The organism is Pedobacter superstes, assembly GCF_037622515.1.
GTDB lineage: Bacteria > Bacteroidota > Bacteroidia > Sphingobacteriales > Sphingobacteriaceae > Paradesertivirga > Paradesertivirga superstes.
In genome coordinates, this window is sequence record NZ_JBBJCN010000001.1 from 90,848 (window position 1) to 106,240 (window position 15,393).

General features: G+C 36.5%; 15 protein-coding genes. 8 read left to right on the forward strand and 7 right to left on the reverse strand.

Annotated elements, in window-relative coordinates:
• Positions 1-19 precede the first annotated feature (19 nt).
• Positions 20-634: a deoxynucleoside kinase gene (locus tag WG906_RS00505; protein ID WP_339990551.1), complete on the forward strand. Its 615-nt coding sequence runs from the start codon at positions 20-22 to the stop codon at positions 632-634.
• Positions 635-689: 55 nt separating this feature from the next.
• Complete coding sequence (kdsB, locus tag WG906_RS00510; protein ID WP_339990552.1) at positions 690-1,451, forward strand: 3-deoxy-manno-octulosonate cytidylyltransferase; 762 nt, start codon at positions 690-692, stop codon at positions 1,449-1,451.
• 108 nt (positions 1,452-1,559) lie between these two features.
• Here the strand turns inward: kdsB and WG906_RS00515 are convergent, their stop codons facing one another.
• On the reverse strand, positions 1,560-1,871 hold the full coding sequence (locus WG906_RS00515; protein WP_339990553.1) for a hypothetical protein: 312 nt from the start codon (positions 1,869-1,871) through the stop codon (positions 1,560-1,562).
• Between the two features lie 137 nt (positions 1,872-2,008).
• Here WG906_RS00515 and purU point away from each other — a divergent pair, with 137 nt between their 5' ends.
• The 5 genes from purU (at position 2,009) to WG906_RS00540 (ending at position 6,124) form a co-directional block, all read left to right on the forward strand.
• Positions 2,009-2,848, forward strand: a complete 840-nt coding sequence (gene purU / locus WG906_RS00520; RefSeq protein ID WP_339990554.1) for a formyltetrahydrofolate deformylase — start codon at positions 2,009-2,011, stop codon at positions 2,846-2,848.
• 56 nt (positions 2,849-2,904) lie between these two features.
• Positions 2,905-3,519: a hypothetical protein gene (locus WG906_RS00525; protein WP_339990555.1), complete on the forward strand. Its 615-nt coding sequence runs from the start codon at positions 2,905-2,907 to the stop codon at positions 3,517-3,519.
• 96 nt (positions 3,520-3,615) lie between these two features.
• Entirely contained in the window at positions 3,616-4,932 is a 1,317-nt protein-coding gene (locus WG906_RS00530) for an ammonium transporter (RefSeq protein ID WP_339990556.1), read from the forward strand.
• 22 nt (positions 4,933-4,954) lie between these two features.
• A complete protein-coding gene (locus WG906_RS00535) occupies positions 4,955-5,518 on the forward strand; it encodes a helix-turn-helix domain-containing protein (protein WP_339990557.1) in 564 nt (187 codons plus the stop codon).
• A gap of 228 nt (positions 5,519-5,746) precedes the next feature.
• The gene (locus WG906_RS00540; RefSeq protein WP_339990558.1) at positions 5,747-6,124 is read left to right on the forward strand and encodes a hypothetical protein; all 378 of its coding nucleotides are present in this window, start codon (positions 5,747-5,749) and stop codon (positions 6,122-6,124) included.
• 120 nt (positions 6,125-6,244) lie between these two features.
• On the opposite strand, the gene WG906_RS00545 is transcribed toward WG906_RS00540, so the two are convergent.
• Positions 6,245-7,591, reverse strand: coding sequence for a PhoH family protein (locus WG906_RS00545; RefSeq protein WP_339990559.1), 1,347 nt, complete (start codon positions 7,589-7,591; stop codon positions 6,245-6,247).
• A gap of 586 nt (positions 7,592-8,177) precedes the next feature.
• On the opposite strand from WG906_RS00545, the gene WG906_RS00550 reads away from it, so the two are divergent.
• Positions 8,178-10,346: an FUSC family protein gene (locus WG906_RS00550; RefSeq protein WP_339990560.1), complete on the forward strand. Its 2,169-nt coding sequence runs from the start codon at positions 8,178-8,180 to the stop codon at positions 10,344-10,346.
• A gap of 20 nt (positions 10,347-10,366) precedes the next feature.
• On the opposite strand, the gene WG906_RS00555 is transcribed toward WG906_RS00550, so the two are convergent.
• From WG906_RS00555 to WG906_RS00575, 5 genes are all read right to left on the reverse strand, one after another.
• Positions 10,367-11,008 carry a DsbA family protein gene (locus WG906_RS00555; RefSeq protein ID WP_339990561.1) on the reverse strand — a complete coding sequence of 214 codons (642 nt, stop codon included), beginning with the start codon at positions 11,006-11,008 and terminating at the stop codon, positions 10,367-10,369.
• A gap of 97 nt (positions 11,009-11,105) precedes the next feature.
• Entirely contained in the window at positions 11,106-12,104 is a 999-nt protein-coding gene (bioB, locus tag WG906_RS00560) for a biotin synthase BioB (RefSeq protein WP_339990562.1), read from the reverse strand.
• A 92-nt stretch (positions 12,105-12,196) separates the two neighbouring features.
• A complete protein-coding gene (gene mgtE, locus WG906_RS00565) occupies positions 12,197-13,546 on the reverse strand; it encodes a magnesium transporter (RefSeq protein ID WP_339990563.1) in 1,350 nt (449 codons plus the stop codon).
• Between the two features lie 86 nt (positions 13,547-13,632).
• Positions 13,633-14,775 carry a magnesium/cobalt transporter CorA gene (gene corA, locus WG906_RS00570; RefSeq protein WP_339990564.1) on the reverse strand — a complete coding sequence of 381 codons (1,143 nt, stop codon included), beginning with the start codon at positions 14,773-14,775 and terminating at the stop codon, positions 13,633-13,635.
• Complete coding sequence (locus WG906_RS00575; protein ID WP_339990565.1) at positions 14,747-15,367, reverse strand: WbqC family protein; 621 nt, start codon at positions 15,365-15,367, stop codon at positions 14,747-14,749. Before WG906_RS00575 ends, corA begins: the two co-directional genes overlap by 29 nt.
• Positions 15,368-15,393: the final 26 nt, after the last annotated feature.

Consider the following 15,393-nt stretch of genomic DNA (forward strand, 5'->3'; position numbering starts at 1 on the left):
TGACTTATACATTTATAGAATGCACATTGCTATTGTAGGAAATATAGGGGCCGGAAAAACAACCCTAACCGAATTGTTATCAAAACATCTTAACTGGGAGGCTCAATATGAAGCCATTGATAACAACCCTTATCTTGAAGATTTTTATAATGATATGAAGCGCTGGAGCTTTAATCTTCAGATTTATTTCCTTAACAGTCGTTTTCAACAAATAAGAGAGATAGAAGCAACAACTCATAATATTGTTCAAGACAGGACTATTTACGAGGATGCCTACATCTTTGCAGAAAACCTGCATGATATGGGATTGATGACTTCCAGGGATTATGAAAACTACATGGCGATATTTGATAATATGACCTCGTTTATTAAACCTCCCGATTTGCTGATTTATCTGAAAGCATCCGTTCCAACCTTAGTGAATAATATACAGCGCAGAGGTCGTGAATATGAGGCGGGCATTCGTTTAGATTATCTCTCTAAATTAAACGATAAATACCAGAAATGGATTAACAGTTATAAACAAGGAAAACTTCTGGTTCTTGATCAGGACAATTTAGACTTTGCTAATAAGCCGGAGGATTTAGGATCTATTATTGAAAAGGTTCAGAGAGAAACAAACGGACTGTTTTAATTAAGTGATCAGTTAACAGAAAATCAATTTTATAACCTAAATATTATAAACCAATATGCGTATTCTTGGAATCATACCCGCACGTTATGCATCTACCAGGTTTCCGGGGAAACCTTTGATAGATATTGACGGGAAAACAATGATACAGCGCGTATACGAGCAGGCACTTCAATCGAATATGCTAGATGAAGTGGTTGTAGCAACCGATGATGAACGGATACTATTGCATGTCAGATCTTTTGGAGGGCGGGCATTACTAACAGAATCGAACCATCAAAGCGGGACAGACCGATGCGCCGAAGTGGCTAACAAGCTTCCGGGCTTCGATGTACTGGTTAATATTCAAGGTGATGAGCCATTTATCAACCCTCAGCAAATTGATATTGTGTGCAAGTGCTTTGAATCTGAAACGACGGAACTTGCCACCCTGGTAAAAAAAATCAATACGCCTGAAGAGTTAAATAATCCTAACTCTCCCAAAGTAATTTTAAACTCTGATTCTGAAGCAATCTATTTTAGCAGAACGGCAATTCCTTATCTGCGTAATATCGAAGCATCAGAATGGCTAAACTCCTTTACTTTTTATAAACACATTGGCATTTACGGTTACAGAGCCGACACCCTCCAGGCTATTACAAAATTACAGGTCTCTACCCTCGAACAGGCTGAAGCTTTAGAGCAGCTTAGATGGATCGAAAATGGGTACAAAATTAAAGTAGCCGTCACTGATATAGAGAACCAGGCTATCGACACCCCTGAAGACCTAAAGAAAGTACTTTTGTCTTACCAAAATCCGGAAGCGGATAAAAACCATTAAATTTCGTGGTTTAAATGTACATTAATTTAGCTAACGCAAAAAGCCACTGAAAAGTGGCTTTGATAGTCAATAATCTATTTCCTTGAATAGAAATGATAGTTTTATTTTTTAAAGTATAAGTATCAATAATAAGATAATAATAATGATAGCTCCAACAGAAAGATAAACCCCACCGCCGGTAATAGCTCTGGCTTGTTCTTTCATCTCTCTAAGTTCTTTTCTTAATTCTTTACGCTCCTTACCAGATAGATCTGATTTATCCATTGCTCTGATCTCTTCAACCCTGCGTTGAATTTGTTGCAATTGAACTTGTTGCTGTTCTGTTACCTCTTTAGCAGGTGCTTTATCCGCAGCCACAGAAGTATTTACTGATAAACCCAGCATAATAACCGCTGTTAGGGTATAAATTAGTTTTTTCATAATTTAATATTTAAGTAATTCAATTGAGTAACATTTATTCTAACAAACTGTTTTGCTTAATAAGCAAAAAATGGCTTTAAAGACTTTAAATAGCGTAAATTTTTATTGAAAGCTAAAAATGAAATTTATCTTTGACCATGAATAAATCTCTAATTCTTATTCAGTGTAAAGATGAAGTAGGTCTTGTTGCATTAATAACCAGAGTTCTTGCTAATCATGACTTGAATATTACCGCTATGCGTGAGTTTGTTGATGAAACGGGAAATCGTTTTTTTGCCCGAATAGAAATTGCCGGCCAAATAGTTAACGAAACTAAACTTCATTCTGAACTATTAGAAGGATTACCAGACCAGGCACAACTAAGTATTAATCCCAAAACTGAAAAGCGGATCGCTGTGCTTGTTACTAAAGAATATCATTGTCTTGGCGACACCCTCGTGCGACATTTCTTTAATACCCTGGGGGCTCAAGTTTGCTGTGTTGCAGGAAATTACAATATACTTCAATCGTTCACAGAAAGGTTTGACATTCCCTTTCATTATATATCGCATGAAAACAGAACCAAAGAGGATTTTGAAAACGAATTAAAGCAAATATTAAATACATATACACTTGATTATCTCGTTCTGGCAAAATTCATGCGAATTTTATCGCCCGCGTTCGTAGAACACTTTGCCAACAAAATCATTAATATTCATCATTCATTTTTACCCGCATTTATTGGAGCCAGTCCTTACCGACAGGCATATGAGAGAGGTGTAAAATTGCTTGGAGCAACTGCACATTTTGTAACTAACGATCTGGATGAAGGACCAATAATAGTCCAGCAAACGATTCCTGTGAATCATACCTTTGGCACAGCTGAAATGGTTATAGCAGGTAAAGAAATAGAAAAATCAGTTTTAAGTAAGGCGATGAGGCTGGTATTTCAAGACCGGGTCTTTGTATCTGGCAACCGAACGATTATTTTTGAATAATTGAAAAAACAAGAAACATTATACTTCATAATAGATTATCCAATAAATTAATCGAAATGGATAATGATAATAACAACTCAAATTTAGTTCCCCAAAATACCAAAGGAGCAAAAACCGACACATCGTTTTCGGAAACTTATACAACTATTGAAGAAGCAATTTCAGGATATGAATCTGCCAAACAGAAATTGTTGGATATATCTAAATGGCATGATTATGCAGGTGAGGGAACTGCCGATTTTCAGCTTACAGACATTACCGGTAATATAGTTTACCGGAGTGCAACAGAAGGTGATTATTTTAAAATAGATATTCCAGGTCCTGGTTCAAAAACCGGTGAAGGTTATGATTGGGTTCAGATACAATCCATTATAGAAAAGACAGAAAATGATTGCCAATATATCTCAATCACTGTGCGTCCTGCTTCGAATCCGACTAATCAAAATGAGGATGTAGCTCATTTTTTCAAAGATGAGGCAAGTAGTACATTTATGATTCAAAGAACGGGATTAGTTGTAAGTGCCGAAGTTCATGGAAGAAATGAACAGGCTAATACAGATAGCCAAAACATCATTGATAAAGTTAGAAATATCATCGTAGCTGCCGGAGCTTTCCTTGGATTATCAGAAGTTCAGTGGAAATCATTAGTGAAAGGACTCCTATCTTCATAAAAATCATAAATCAAATTTCAATAAAAACAGAATATCGTTAAGGGTTTCACTAATATTAGTATTTGAATATCTTTGCCATCCGAATTACACTAACAAATGTCAAAAACTTTTTATAAACTTCCATTCTTTTTTCTGCTACTTATTTTAGGCTTATGCTTCCTCTTTCCTTCCATCCCCTTAGCAAACACTAATTATGAGGGCATCAGTTCTACAGATACCGCCTGGATGCTCACAGCGACCGCATTAGTTTTTATTATGACTCCAGGTCTCGCTTTCTTTTACGGAGGAATGGTGAATAAGAAAAATGTTATTTCTACCATGCTTCAAAGTTTTATATGTCTTGCTATAGTTACAGTCATATGGTTCGTATTTGGTTTTAGTCTGGTATTTGGAGATACTTTCGGTGGAATTATTGGAAATCCCGGAGATTTCTTTATGATGAAGGGAGTTATTGATGGTGCACCCTGGAAATTAGCTCCTACTATTCCACTGGCATTGTTTGCGATGTATCAGTTAAAATTTGCAATCATTACCCCGGCTTTAATCACCGGTGCTTTTGCAGAGCGAATACGGTTTATTTCTTATGTGCTTTTTATCTGCCTGTTTTTCATTTTCATATATGCACCGCTCGCTCATGCTACGTGGCATCCGGATGGAATACTTGCCAAGTTAGGTGTACTTGATTTTGCGGGAGGAACTGTTGTTCATATGTCTGCCGGATGGGCGGCGCTTGCCTCCGCACTTTATTTAAAACGTCGTAATGAGCCTAATCATAATCCCGCACGAATAACTTATGTATTATTAGGAACTGGCTTGTTATGGTTCGGATGGTTTGGCTTTAATGCCGGCTCGGCGTTTGGTTCCGGACGCCTTTCGGTAATTGCTTTAAGCACAACCATGGCTTCATCATCGGCAGCAGCTTTAGCATGGATATTTTTTGATGCATTTAAAGGCCGTAAGCCTTCGGCCATGGGCACATGTATAGGGGCTGTTGTAGGCCTTGTTGCCATTACTCCCGCAGCTGGTTTTGTTACTATTCCTCATTCACTTGCAATAGGCATTATTTCATCGCTTATTAGCAATATAATTGTTGAATGGCGTACAAGAACATCTATTGATGATACACTTGATGTATTTCCCTGCCATGGGGTAGGCGGAATGGTCGGCATGTTACTGACCGGCGTTTTTGCATCCAAAGCTATTAATCCGGATGTTGTAACAACAAATGGACTCATATTTGGAGAGTTCAGATTATTCGCCGTGCAAACGCTGGCCTTAATTTGCGTTTCAATTTTTGCATTTACAGGATCATGGTTACTTTTAAAAATAACAGATATGATTTCTCCGTTAAGGGTTTCTGAAGATGATGAACGTTTAGGTTTAGATATGAGCCAGCATGGCGAAAAATTATAATATACTTAAATCCTAAAACAGTATGCAGAAGCTTTATATAAAGAATATGGTTTGCAGGCGCTGTATTTCTGCGGTCGAAAATGAACTAAAAAAAAACGGATTGGAGGCAGTTCATATTCAACTAGGTGAAGTAATTCTGAAAAAAAATATTACTAAAGAACAAACCGTCAGTTTAAGTAATGACTTGAAGGCTCTGGGATTCGAATTACTCGACGATCAAAAGAAAAAAATCATTGAAAAGATCAAAAATATAATCATTACTCAGGTACACCACTCCGGATATAATGAAAAACATAAATTATCAGATGTTCTTTCCCAGCAATTGAATAAAGATTACTCTCAGTTAAGTAATCTGTTTTCTGAGGTTGAAGGTATTACTATTGAAAAATATCTAATCAATCAGCGCATTGAACGTGTTAAGGAAATGTTGATCTATGACGAATTAAGCCTAAGTGAAATTGCTTATGCAAATGGTTACAGCAGTGTTGCACACCTTTCTTCACAATTCAAAAAAGTAACGGGAATAACACCTAAGCATTTCAAACTTAATGGTATTAATCAGCGTAAAGATCTGGACAAACTTTAATCTATACGAAATCAGATTGCCTTTATTAACCTACAATTAAACGCATTTGAAATAAGCCATATTTGTTCAAACAATATTCGATATAAAAAAGTATTAAATATATTGAATTCATTCCAAAGCAGTTAAAGGTGGACTTTTATAAAAAGCCTTTTATTTTACTATTTAAAAAGGTTTTTGGAATTAAAATTGAGGTTATGCTGTCATGAGTTATCTATTAAGAATGTTTGTATGTTAAACTTATACCGGCAGTTAATTAGTATTAACCTCAATAATACCATTTTCGAAGAATTATCGGATGAATGGTTAGACAGATTATCATCAGATGTGCGGGGAGAATTAATTAGCGGTTTTTTTAATGCAGGTATATTAACAATTAACATGTCTGATTTTAACCGCAATGATTTTTACGATAATATTTTAAAAAAAAATTTCCCACATTATTGTGAAGTTTTGAGCACACTTCTCACACCTATATTGAAGAAATGTTTCCGAAGAATGTTTTTGGGCTTTAATGATAACCTAACAGAATATAAAGTGGTCTTGTTTATGGAGGGGCGTGAAGATGACCATTTGGAGGCTATAAAATATAATATAGAAATTTTTTAATAGTGAACATCGGCTCATATTAATAACGGGATAAACATATATGGTTCCCATTTAAATTTTGGAAATTATTTCTGTATTTCTTAAACCAACCAGATTATTGGGTTTGAGGTAATCAATTAACTATAATAGCTCATTCGCCAAATTAGCCAGCTCACTTCGCTCTCCTTTCTCCAGAGTAATGTGAGCATACAAGGGATGAGATTTAGCTTTATCAATTAAATACGACAATCCATTACTTTCAGAGTCAAGATAAGGGGTGTCAATTTGATAGATATCACCTGTAAATACAACTTTTGTACCCTGGCCTGCCCTGGAAATAATGGTCTTAACCTCGTGAGGTGTTAAGTTCTGTGCCTCATCCACGATGAAAAATACTTTAGTAACCGTTCTGCCACGAATAAATGCAAGCGGAGAAATGGCGATTTTTTCGTTATTAACCAATTCATCCAGTTTAGCCTGAATTTTGGGATCATCAGCAAACTGATCCCTGATAAACTTTAAATTATCCCAAATTGGGGTCATATAAGGATCGACCTTAGATTTTATATCACCTGGTAAAAAACCAATATCCTTATTACTCAATGGAACAATGGGCCGGGTAACTAAAATTTGCCGGTAGTCTCTTCTCTGTTCTAAGGCACATGCTAAGGCAAGCAGAGTTTTACCTGTACCTGCATTACCTTGTATAGTAATTAATTGAATATCAGGATTAAGTAAAGCATGCATTGCAAAAGCTTGCTCCGGATTAAGACTTGAGATTCTAAAAGCTTCCTGAGAGCCAATATTAATTAGTTTATCATCTTTTTTGCTATAAAAAGCCAAAAGATCCTTATACTTTTTACTCTTCAGAAATAAGAAATGATTTCCAGGGAAAGAATTGATTCCCAGTTTATCAATAGTTAAATTTCCGCGTTTAAACTCTGTGAGATGCTTCTCCGGAACATTTTCAAACAAGCTGCTACCTGTATATAATTGATCTAAATTTTTAATTTTACCGGTTTCATAATCTTCGGCATAAATATTTAATGCCTTTGCTTTTAATCGCAGGCAGATATCTTTAGAAACTAAAATGACTTTTTTTTCGGGATGCTGGTTTTGAAGAAATAGAGCAGCATTCAAAATTCTGTGATCAAACTTACCTGCACCAAAAATAGCTTCCGCATCTGCACCCTCAGATTTCTCATCGAGTACTATTTTAAATTTCCCGCGACTTGGACCTCCGATGGGAAGCCAATCGCTAACTAAATCATCATGAGAAATTTCATCAATTATCCTTATAAAGCTTCGTGCTTCGAAATTACGATTCTCGTTACCATTTTTGAAGTTATCAAGCTCTTCTAAAACCTGTACCGGAATAGCAACATCGTGTTCCTGAAAATTTCTAAAGGCTGCATGATCGTGTAAAATAACAGATGTATCTAATACGAATATTTTACCTTGAAGATTGCTTATCTTATTTCCCTGCATGAGGGCAATTTAAGAGAAAAATGTAAAAAAAGAAGGGTAAAAACCTTTAATAAAAAACGGGAATCTTTCTCTTGCAAGTTAGATTCCCGTTTCAACTTTATAAAATCATAATTCTATAAAGCCATCAAAACCCGTTTTTTTCAATCGCAAAATTCATTTTTCAATTGAATTTCACTTACTTTTCACTAATCATTCTTCGTAAAGAATTAAAAATTTCCAGTAATGTCTGTTAAAGCTTTCGCTCTTTCATAAGTAATAAGCCTAAGCTTTTTTCCTTATTTCAGACTATCAAAGTACGCTGTGTTTGATAGTATCTAATTTACGACTATCCGGAATTTCTGACAAGAATTATTATAGTTTTTTATTAACAGGTTATTAACATTTTGAGGAGGATTAGAACAATGATCTGGCAGAAATAATTAGAATTGTATGGACTCGCTCTTTACTAAATCTAATGCCTGAAGAATTTTCAAAATCAGAGTGTTTCTTTATTATTATTTTTTTAATTGTGTAGAAAGACCTAAAAGGAACATATTTTCCTTTAGGAGTATTCATATTCTTTTCAAAGCTTTTAACTTGCGATACCATGCAAAAAATAGACAAAAATCAAACTAAAGAAATAAGGAAATTCCTTTTTAGTCAGTACTTCTCTGACGGATTGCGGATTACATTCGGGGTTTTGTTGCCGTCATTAATTTTTGCGCAGATGGGTAACCTTGAAGCGGGGATTACTATTTCTCTGGGAGCCATTACAACAAGCATTCCCGACAATCCGGGTCCGGTTATTCATAAAAGAAATGCCATGCTTGCCTGCATAGCTTTTATGCTAATAGTGGCATTCATCACGGGATTTATCAACCAGTATGCTCTGTTGGTAACAATTGAAATATTTCTTCTGTGCTTTTTCTTCTCGATGCTCAATATTTATGGAAACAGGGCTTCATCTATCTCCACGGCCGTATTGATCATAATGATCTTAACCATTGACCGGAGTTTTAATATTTATTCTCTATTAGAATATGTGGGCTTTCTGGCTGCCGGAGGCATCTGGTACATGACATTGAGTTTGATGGTTTCACAGATACGCCCTTATCGTATAGCACAGCACACCCTTGGTGAGTGTGCCATTCGGGTAGGTGAATACCTTAGACTAAAGGCTGAATTTTATAATTTAAATCAGGACACAGATGAAAATTATAAAAAACTCATAGATCAGCAAATTATCGTTCATCAGCAGCAGGATACCGTTCGTGAAGTTTTATTCAAAGATAAAATGATCACAAAAAACCAAACGAACACAGCCCGCCTGCTTATCCTTATTTTCTCAGATCTGAATGATTTGTTTGAACATAGTATGGCAACTCATTATGATTATCAAACTATCCGTTCTGTTTATGGCTCATCCGGCGTTCTTAAAGGATTTTACAGCATCATACATAATTTAGGAAATGAACTTGAAAACTTAGGGATTGATATTAATGCGAATGAAAGACCACGGCCTTTATATGATTTCCAGCCACAATTAGAACAATTGAAAGCCAGCATAGATAAAGTTGATAACAACCTGGTTCTTAAGAAAATACTGGTTAACATGCGAAATATCATAAACCGCATACAGAATATTTACAGTTATTTTAAAGACAAAAAACTGGATGCAGTGGCAATGAATTCCGAAAAAGATTTAGGGAGATTTATATCCCATCAAAGTTTGGATATCAAGCTTTTCATAGAAAATCTAACATTCAGTTCTTCAATTTTCAGGCATTCCATTCGTGTAGCTATAGTATGTATTATAGGTTATCTGATATCGAAAATAAGCACAGGGGCACATAGTTACTGGATATTGCTTACCATACTAGTGATATTGAAACCAGCTTTCAGCTTAACGAAACAGCGCAATTACGAACGTTTGATCGGAACTTTTGTTGGAGGATTAGCAGGAGCCTTAATCATCCATTTTGTAAAAGATGAAGCCGCAAGATTCGCATTTCTTTTACTATTTATGATAGGTGCATACAGTTTCCAGCGTTTGAATTATGTAGTAAGTGTGTTGTTTATGACACCCTTTATCCTGATTATGTTCAGCTTTATCGGAATGGGTGATCTGAGTCTGGTTCGTGAAAGGATTATTGACACATTTATCGGATCATTTATAGCGTTGATTGCCAGTTATTTTATATTCCCATCCTGGGAATATCCGCAGCTAAAAAATCATATGCATAAATTATTGCTGGCAAACTATAATTACCTACAGGATGTTGCCGAAGGATTAACCGGAAAAGGATTTAATATTACAGAATATAAGCTCATTAGAAAAGAATTATACCTAAGCTCGGCAAATATGGCATCGGCCTTACAAAGAATGCTTTCTGAACCCAAAAACAAGCAAAAAAATGTGCGGGAAGTCAATAAGTTTATAGTCCTGAATCATATGCTTTCATCGTACATTGCTACCCTGGTTGCAACTATCAGACATGAAGAAAACCGCCAGGTGAATCCACTGCATATCAGGATTATCAGAAAGGCTCTTTACCAGCTTTATGAAGCTATATCTATCTTAAATGAAGGAGTAGAAGAAACAGAAGCCGCTGAAATACGTGTATCAGAACCTTTTATCAAAATAATAGAAGATAATATTGACAGCAAACTGATTGCTGAACAATTAGAATTTATAAATAAGGTATCCGGAGATTTATTGAGAATATGTGAAAAGATTGGAAAAGCAGATACTGATACAGCCTTAATTGATGTTTAAATAAGTCAACTGCTTCAAAATTAATTTTGTATCTCTTTCCAAACCTTCTCTATCCTGGCTTCCAGATCCTCCAGTCGTGTAAAGCCTTTCGCAATCATGTAAAAGTTATTATCGGCAGACTGAATAAATGCAGCAGGATAGCCTGAAACTTGCAATTGTTTGGCTAAAGCGAAATCATAATAGGCTGCTTGTTTAAATTCCTCTTCATGCATCTTATGAATAAATACGTCCGGATCAATTCCGAAGTTCACTGCCAGGTAGCGATACATATTCTCATCGTTAGGCTCTTTCCCATCAAAATTTATACAGTTTTGAATATCATGGGCAAAAAGAATAGCTTTAGCGGGATAATACGTTTTGAATACAGACAGAGCAATGGCGGGTTTTTCAGAATCGAGGATCATCTCCCCTTTTTCTACCTGCCTTAAAAAACCTTCCCCGAAAACAACCCCGGTTACTTCTTCTACTGTATGATAGGCTGTTTCAATATAAGGTGCGATTACACTTATGGGGCCGGTTCTTGGGCCCAGCATCATTCCACCACTAATCACCTCAAAATCAAAACGATACTCATAATTTTCATAAACCGCTTTTATAACAGGGCTAAATCCATAGCACCACCCGCAGAGAGCGTCGTAAACATAAATTATTTTTGGCTTCATATACCGGCTAAAAAGGCACAGAGAAAACTAAGGAAAACTATTTCATAATTGCCCACTAGCTGATAAAACACTCAACAGCAAAACTCTGACATCAAAATCAAGCTGTAACTTCATTGTGTTTGGAGGCCGGCCTGCCGTTTTTAAAAGCTTCGCGTGGTTTTAAGCCCAACAATTCAAACATCTGAATATCTTCGTTAAAAGCAGGGTTTGGCGTAGTTAATAATTTATCTCCGGCAAATATTGAATTCGCACCTGCCATAAAACAAAATGCCTGATCGGTTAAACTCATTTCAGTTCTTCCGGCAGACAGACGAACTACTGTTTTAGGCATAATGATCCTGGCAGTGGCAATCATTCGTATCATATCCCAAATAGGAACACGCGGCTGATTCTCCATAGGGGTTCCTTTTACAGGAACTAATGCATTAATTGGAACAGACTCCGGATGCCGGGCCATAGTAGATAAGGTTTTCAGCATAGAAACCCGGTCTTCTACTGTTTCTCCCAAACCGATTATACCACCACTACAAACGCTGATTTTCGCTTTGCGGACATTGTCAATGGTTTTCAGACGATCGTCAAAAGTCCTTGTAGTGATAATACGTTTATAATCGTCCTCAGATGTATCAAGGTTGTGGTTATAAGCATATAAGCCTGCATCTGCCAGCCTGTTTGCCTGAGATTCGGTAAGCATACCCAAAGTACAGCAAACTTCCATATCCAGGCTATTTACTGCCTTAACCATATCTATTACTTTATCAAAATCACGATTGTCGCGAACTTCCCGCCATGCGGCACCCATACATAAGCGTGAGGCACCTCCAGCTTTTGCTTTTTGTGCGGCGTCCGTAACCTGATCTAAAGACATTAAAGCCTGTACATCCACTCCTGTATTATACCTTGCTGCCTGAGGACAATAAGAGCAATCCTCGGAACAACCGCCTGTTTTAATCGATAATAAACTACTTATCTGAACTTCAGAATAATCCTTATTCTGTCGATGAATCGTTGCGGCTCGATATATTAAATCTAATAAGGGGCTATGATAAATTTCTGAAATTTCTTCCTTGGTCCAGTCGTGTCTGATCTCGGTCATATCAATATTTAATATCAGCAAATTTAAAAGAAATTTGGAGATTGAGAGAGGATTACGATGCTAAAGGGTTTTTAATTGTTTCTAAGGGAGAATTACAATAGCAGGTGACTGGCCAGGCCAAGTAAAAGAAGAAAGCCAAATACATCGGTAAATGTTGTAATAATTATAGATGAAGCTATTGCGGGATCAATACCTACGCGTTTTAAAAGAAGCGGAATTGAAGAGCCCGTAACTCCTGCGATTAACAGATTCCCTGTCATTGCCAGAAAAACGACAAGCCCCAGCAAAGGTTGCGCATCATAAAACAAGGCAAAAAGGAACACTATAAAACCTGTTACGGCACCGTTTATTAATCCTACAGTAAACTCTTTTAACACAGTTCTATAAGCCTGACTATCAGTCAGGTCGTTTAAGGAAATACGACGCACGGTAACAGCAAGAGCCTGAGTTGCAGCGTTCCCCCCCATTCCGGCAATCATGGTCATATAACCCGAAAGTATAACTATTTTGGCTATTGTTGGTTCGAAATATCTGATTACGGATACAGCAAGGAAGGCTGTTCCCAGGTTTAAAATCAGCCATGGAAGACGACTTTTTACGGCTTCTTTCCAGTTACCCGATAATTCCTCATCTTCAGATACCCCGGAAATTTTCAACATATCCTCGGTATTTTCTTCCTGCAAAACATCCATCACATCATCAAAAGTAATACGACCCAAGAGATGCATTTCATCATCAACTACAGGAATACTTGTGAGATTATATTGAGAAAGAAGTTTTGCAACTTCTTCCTGATCGGTATTAGCTTTTACAAAAACGAAATCATCCTTTACCAACTCGCGTATATGAACAGAATACTTTGATTTTATGATATCTTTAAGAGAAACTATTCCAACCAGGCAGTTAGAATTATCCACTACATTGATGGTATAAAACTCTTCCATCTCTTCAGACAGGCGAATAATTTCTTCAAGAGCTTCTTTTTTCGTCAGGCTGCTATTTACTTTTAGCACCTGTGTATTCATTAAGCCCCCGGCAGTATCTTCGTCGTAAGTAAGGAGAGTTCGAATGGAGGAGGCATCGTCCTTGTCAATCCCTTCAAGAATTTCATTCTGATGCTCTTCAGATAACAGACTGATAATGTCTGCGGCATCATCATAATCCATTTCTTCAACGATCTCTGTTCGCTTTTCGGGATGAAGACTATTAAGCAATTTTTCAGGATGTAATTCAACATCCATTTCAGAAATTACTTCTGTAGCAATCTCCAGAGGCAGGACGTTTATTATTCGCTCACGGGCATCCTGAGAAAGGTTATCAAAAAGAATTGCAATTTCTGAAGCATGATATTCTGATAATAAAGCAATTAGGGCTTCATCATCTGTTTCAAGTGCCAGTTTAACACGTTGAATATCGGTTTTATCAAGTTCAAATGACTGCATCGCTTGCTAAAGTACAAAAATGAGGCCTTTCCCAAGGTTTTTTAGGGAAGAAAAGGTATTTTAATATAGATTTAACAAATTGATAATTATCTGAACCAGCCTTTTCGCCAAAAAAACATTATTTGAAGTAAAGCTATTATGCCCATTCCTATGAGGGTATATAGATATCCATTTTCAGCATACAGTTCAGGCATGTTCTTGTGGAGAATTTTACCTGTTTCAGGATCGGAATATGAGAAATTCATGCCATAAACTCCGGCTATGAAGGTTAATGGAATAAATATAGACGACATAATAGTCAGGACCTTCATAACATCATTTGTTCTGTTGCTGAGAAAAGAAAGATGTAAATCAATTAAACTGTTGGTTATCTCTTTATAGCTTTCTACCAGATCAATAATTTGCATAGAATGGTCGTAAATATCCTTCAAAAACAGCTTAGTATGGTCGGTAATTAATGGCGATGAGCTTCTTAGCATATCATTTATTTTATCCCTTTCTGGCCAGGAAGCCCTGCGCACGGTTATAAAAGCCCGTTTAATTTGCTGTGCTTCAAAAGTTATGGATTTATCGGGTCTTCTATAAAGTCGTTCTTCAAGTGTATCCAGTTCATCGCCAAAGCGATTCATTAAGAAGAAATAATTATCAAGGATAATATCCATGAGGGAATACATAACATACGAGGTGCCGCTAATTCTGATATTTCCCTTCCCTTCTTTTAAACGTCCCCGTACCGGATCCATGCAATCTGTATAATGCTCCTGAAAGGTAAATAATACTTGTTTTGTCAGAATAAACGAAACCTGTTCATTATCGACCTGCATTTCATCATCCAGGGTTATCATTCTGCTGGTTGCAAATAAATAATCATCAAATTCTTCGAGCTTTGGGCGCTGATGAGTATGAATTATATCCTCAAGGACCAGAGCGCTGACTCCGAATCTGTCCTGGATGTTTTTCAATAACTGAGTATCGCCTAAGCCCTTTACATCCACCCAGTGTATTTCATCAGGATGTTCTTCCAGAATCTTTAAAAGATCATTAAACTCTTTTATTTCAGTTTGAAGAAAAAAACTTTTAGAAAAAGTATAAACACGGATTTTTGGTGGCAGCGCATCTTCACTAACTTTTAAAGATCCTGGAGTTGTGCCCGGAGGGGGCATGGTTCTTTTGGATTTTTTTATGGTGATTCTTCTGAACTTACGTGTTGCTTTGGAAATACTGTACACTTTTCGGGCCCTGGTTAAATAACAAATCTACTATACTTAGGTTAGGCATATAGCCATTTCTATCTTCAAAAACCTGAAAATAAGGTTTAGTTTGATAACTTGAAGGTATTTTAGGATGGATTGTATTTCTGAAGTCTTCTAAATCGGAATACCTTTTTTCATATGCCTGGTTAAAAGTATACTTAACATCCAGCTTCAATAATTTGAGTAACAAGTTAAATAGTCCCTCGTTGTAATCAAATAGAAAATCGTATCTCTTTTCATAAAAGGGTGCAAATTCGTTTTCATAAAACTCGAAAAATGCTGAGCTTCTATAAGATGTTTGCAAGCTTAACCAATGAAGGCGCTGCCAGTCGAAATCATAGCTGATCTTTACATCCCTTATTTGGGTATGAACTTTTTCACCTCTTAATACAGGCACGATAAGATCCAATTTACCGTTTGCCGAATGAATAGAGGCCCTGTTACGATAGGTTTGCTTGGGGAAGTGTTCAAACTGCTCAATAATTATCCGATCTGCGTGTTTTGAAAGTTCATGAAAATATTCAATCGGTGGCAGGTATAATAAGGGGAGTATTGCGCCTTTATGCATTGTATGTACTATGTTTGTAATCCGGT

Bases quoted from the DNA above. Each gene is read 5' to 3' on its own strand.
- WG906_RS00505 (WP_339990551.1), top strand. From the start codon at position 20: ATGCACATTGCTATTGTAGGAAATATAGGGGCCGGAAAAACAACCCTA.
- kdsB (WP_339990552.1), top strand. From the start codon at position 690: ATGCGTATTCTTGGAATCATACCCGCACGTTATGCATCTACCAGGTTT.
- WG906_RS00515 (WP_339990553.1), bottom strand. From the start codon at position 1,871: ATGAAAAAACTAATTTATACCCTAACAGCGGTTATTATGCTGGGTTTA.
- purU (WP_339990554.1), top strand. From the start codon at position 2,009: ATGAATAAATCTCTAATTCTTATTCAGTGTAAAGATGAAGTAGGTCTT.
- WG906_RS00525 (WP_339990555.1), top strand. From the start codon at position 2,905: ATGGATAATGATAATAACAACTCAAATTTAGTTCCCCAAAATACCAAA.
- WG906_RS00530 (WP_339990556.1), top strand. From the start codon at position 3,616: ATGTCAAAAACTTTTTATAAACTTCCATTCTTTTTTCTGCTACTTATT.
- WG906_RS00535 (WP_339990557.1), top strand. From the start codon at position 4,955: ATGCAGAAGCTTTATATAAAGAATATGGTTTGCAGGCGCTGTATTTCT.
- WG906_RS00540 (WP_339990558.1), top strand. From the start codon at position 5,747: ATGTTAAACTTATACCGGCAGTTAATTAGTATTAACCTCAATAATACC.
- WG906_RS00545 (WP_339990559.1), bottom strand. From the start codon at position 7,591: ATGCAGGGAAATAAGATAAGCAATCTTCAAGGTAAAATATTCGTATTA.
- WG906_RS00550 (WP_339990560.1), top strand. From the start codon at position 8,178: ATGCAAAAAATAGACAAAAATCAAACTAAAGAAATAAGGAAATTCCTT.
- WG906_RS00555 (WP_339990561.1), bottom strand. From the start codon at position 11,008: ATGAAGCCAAAAATAATTTATGTTTACGACGCTCTCTGCGGGTGGTGC.
- bioB (WP_339990562.1), bottom strand. From the start codon at position 12,104: ATGACCGAGATCAGACACGACTGGACCAAGGAAGAAATTTCAGAAATT.
- mgtE (WP_339990563.1), bottom strand. From the start codon at position 13,546: ATGCAGTCATTTGAACTTGATAAAACCGATATTCAACGTGTTAAACTG.
- WG906_RS00575 (WP_339990565.1), bottom strand. From the start codon at position 15,367: ATGCATAAAGGCGCAATACTCCCCTTATTATACCTGCCACCGATTGAA.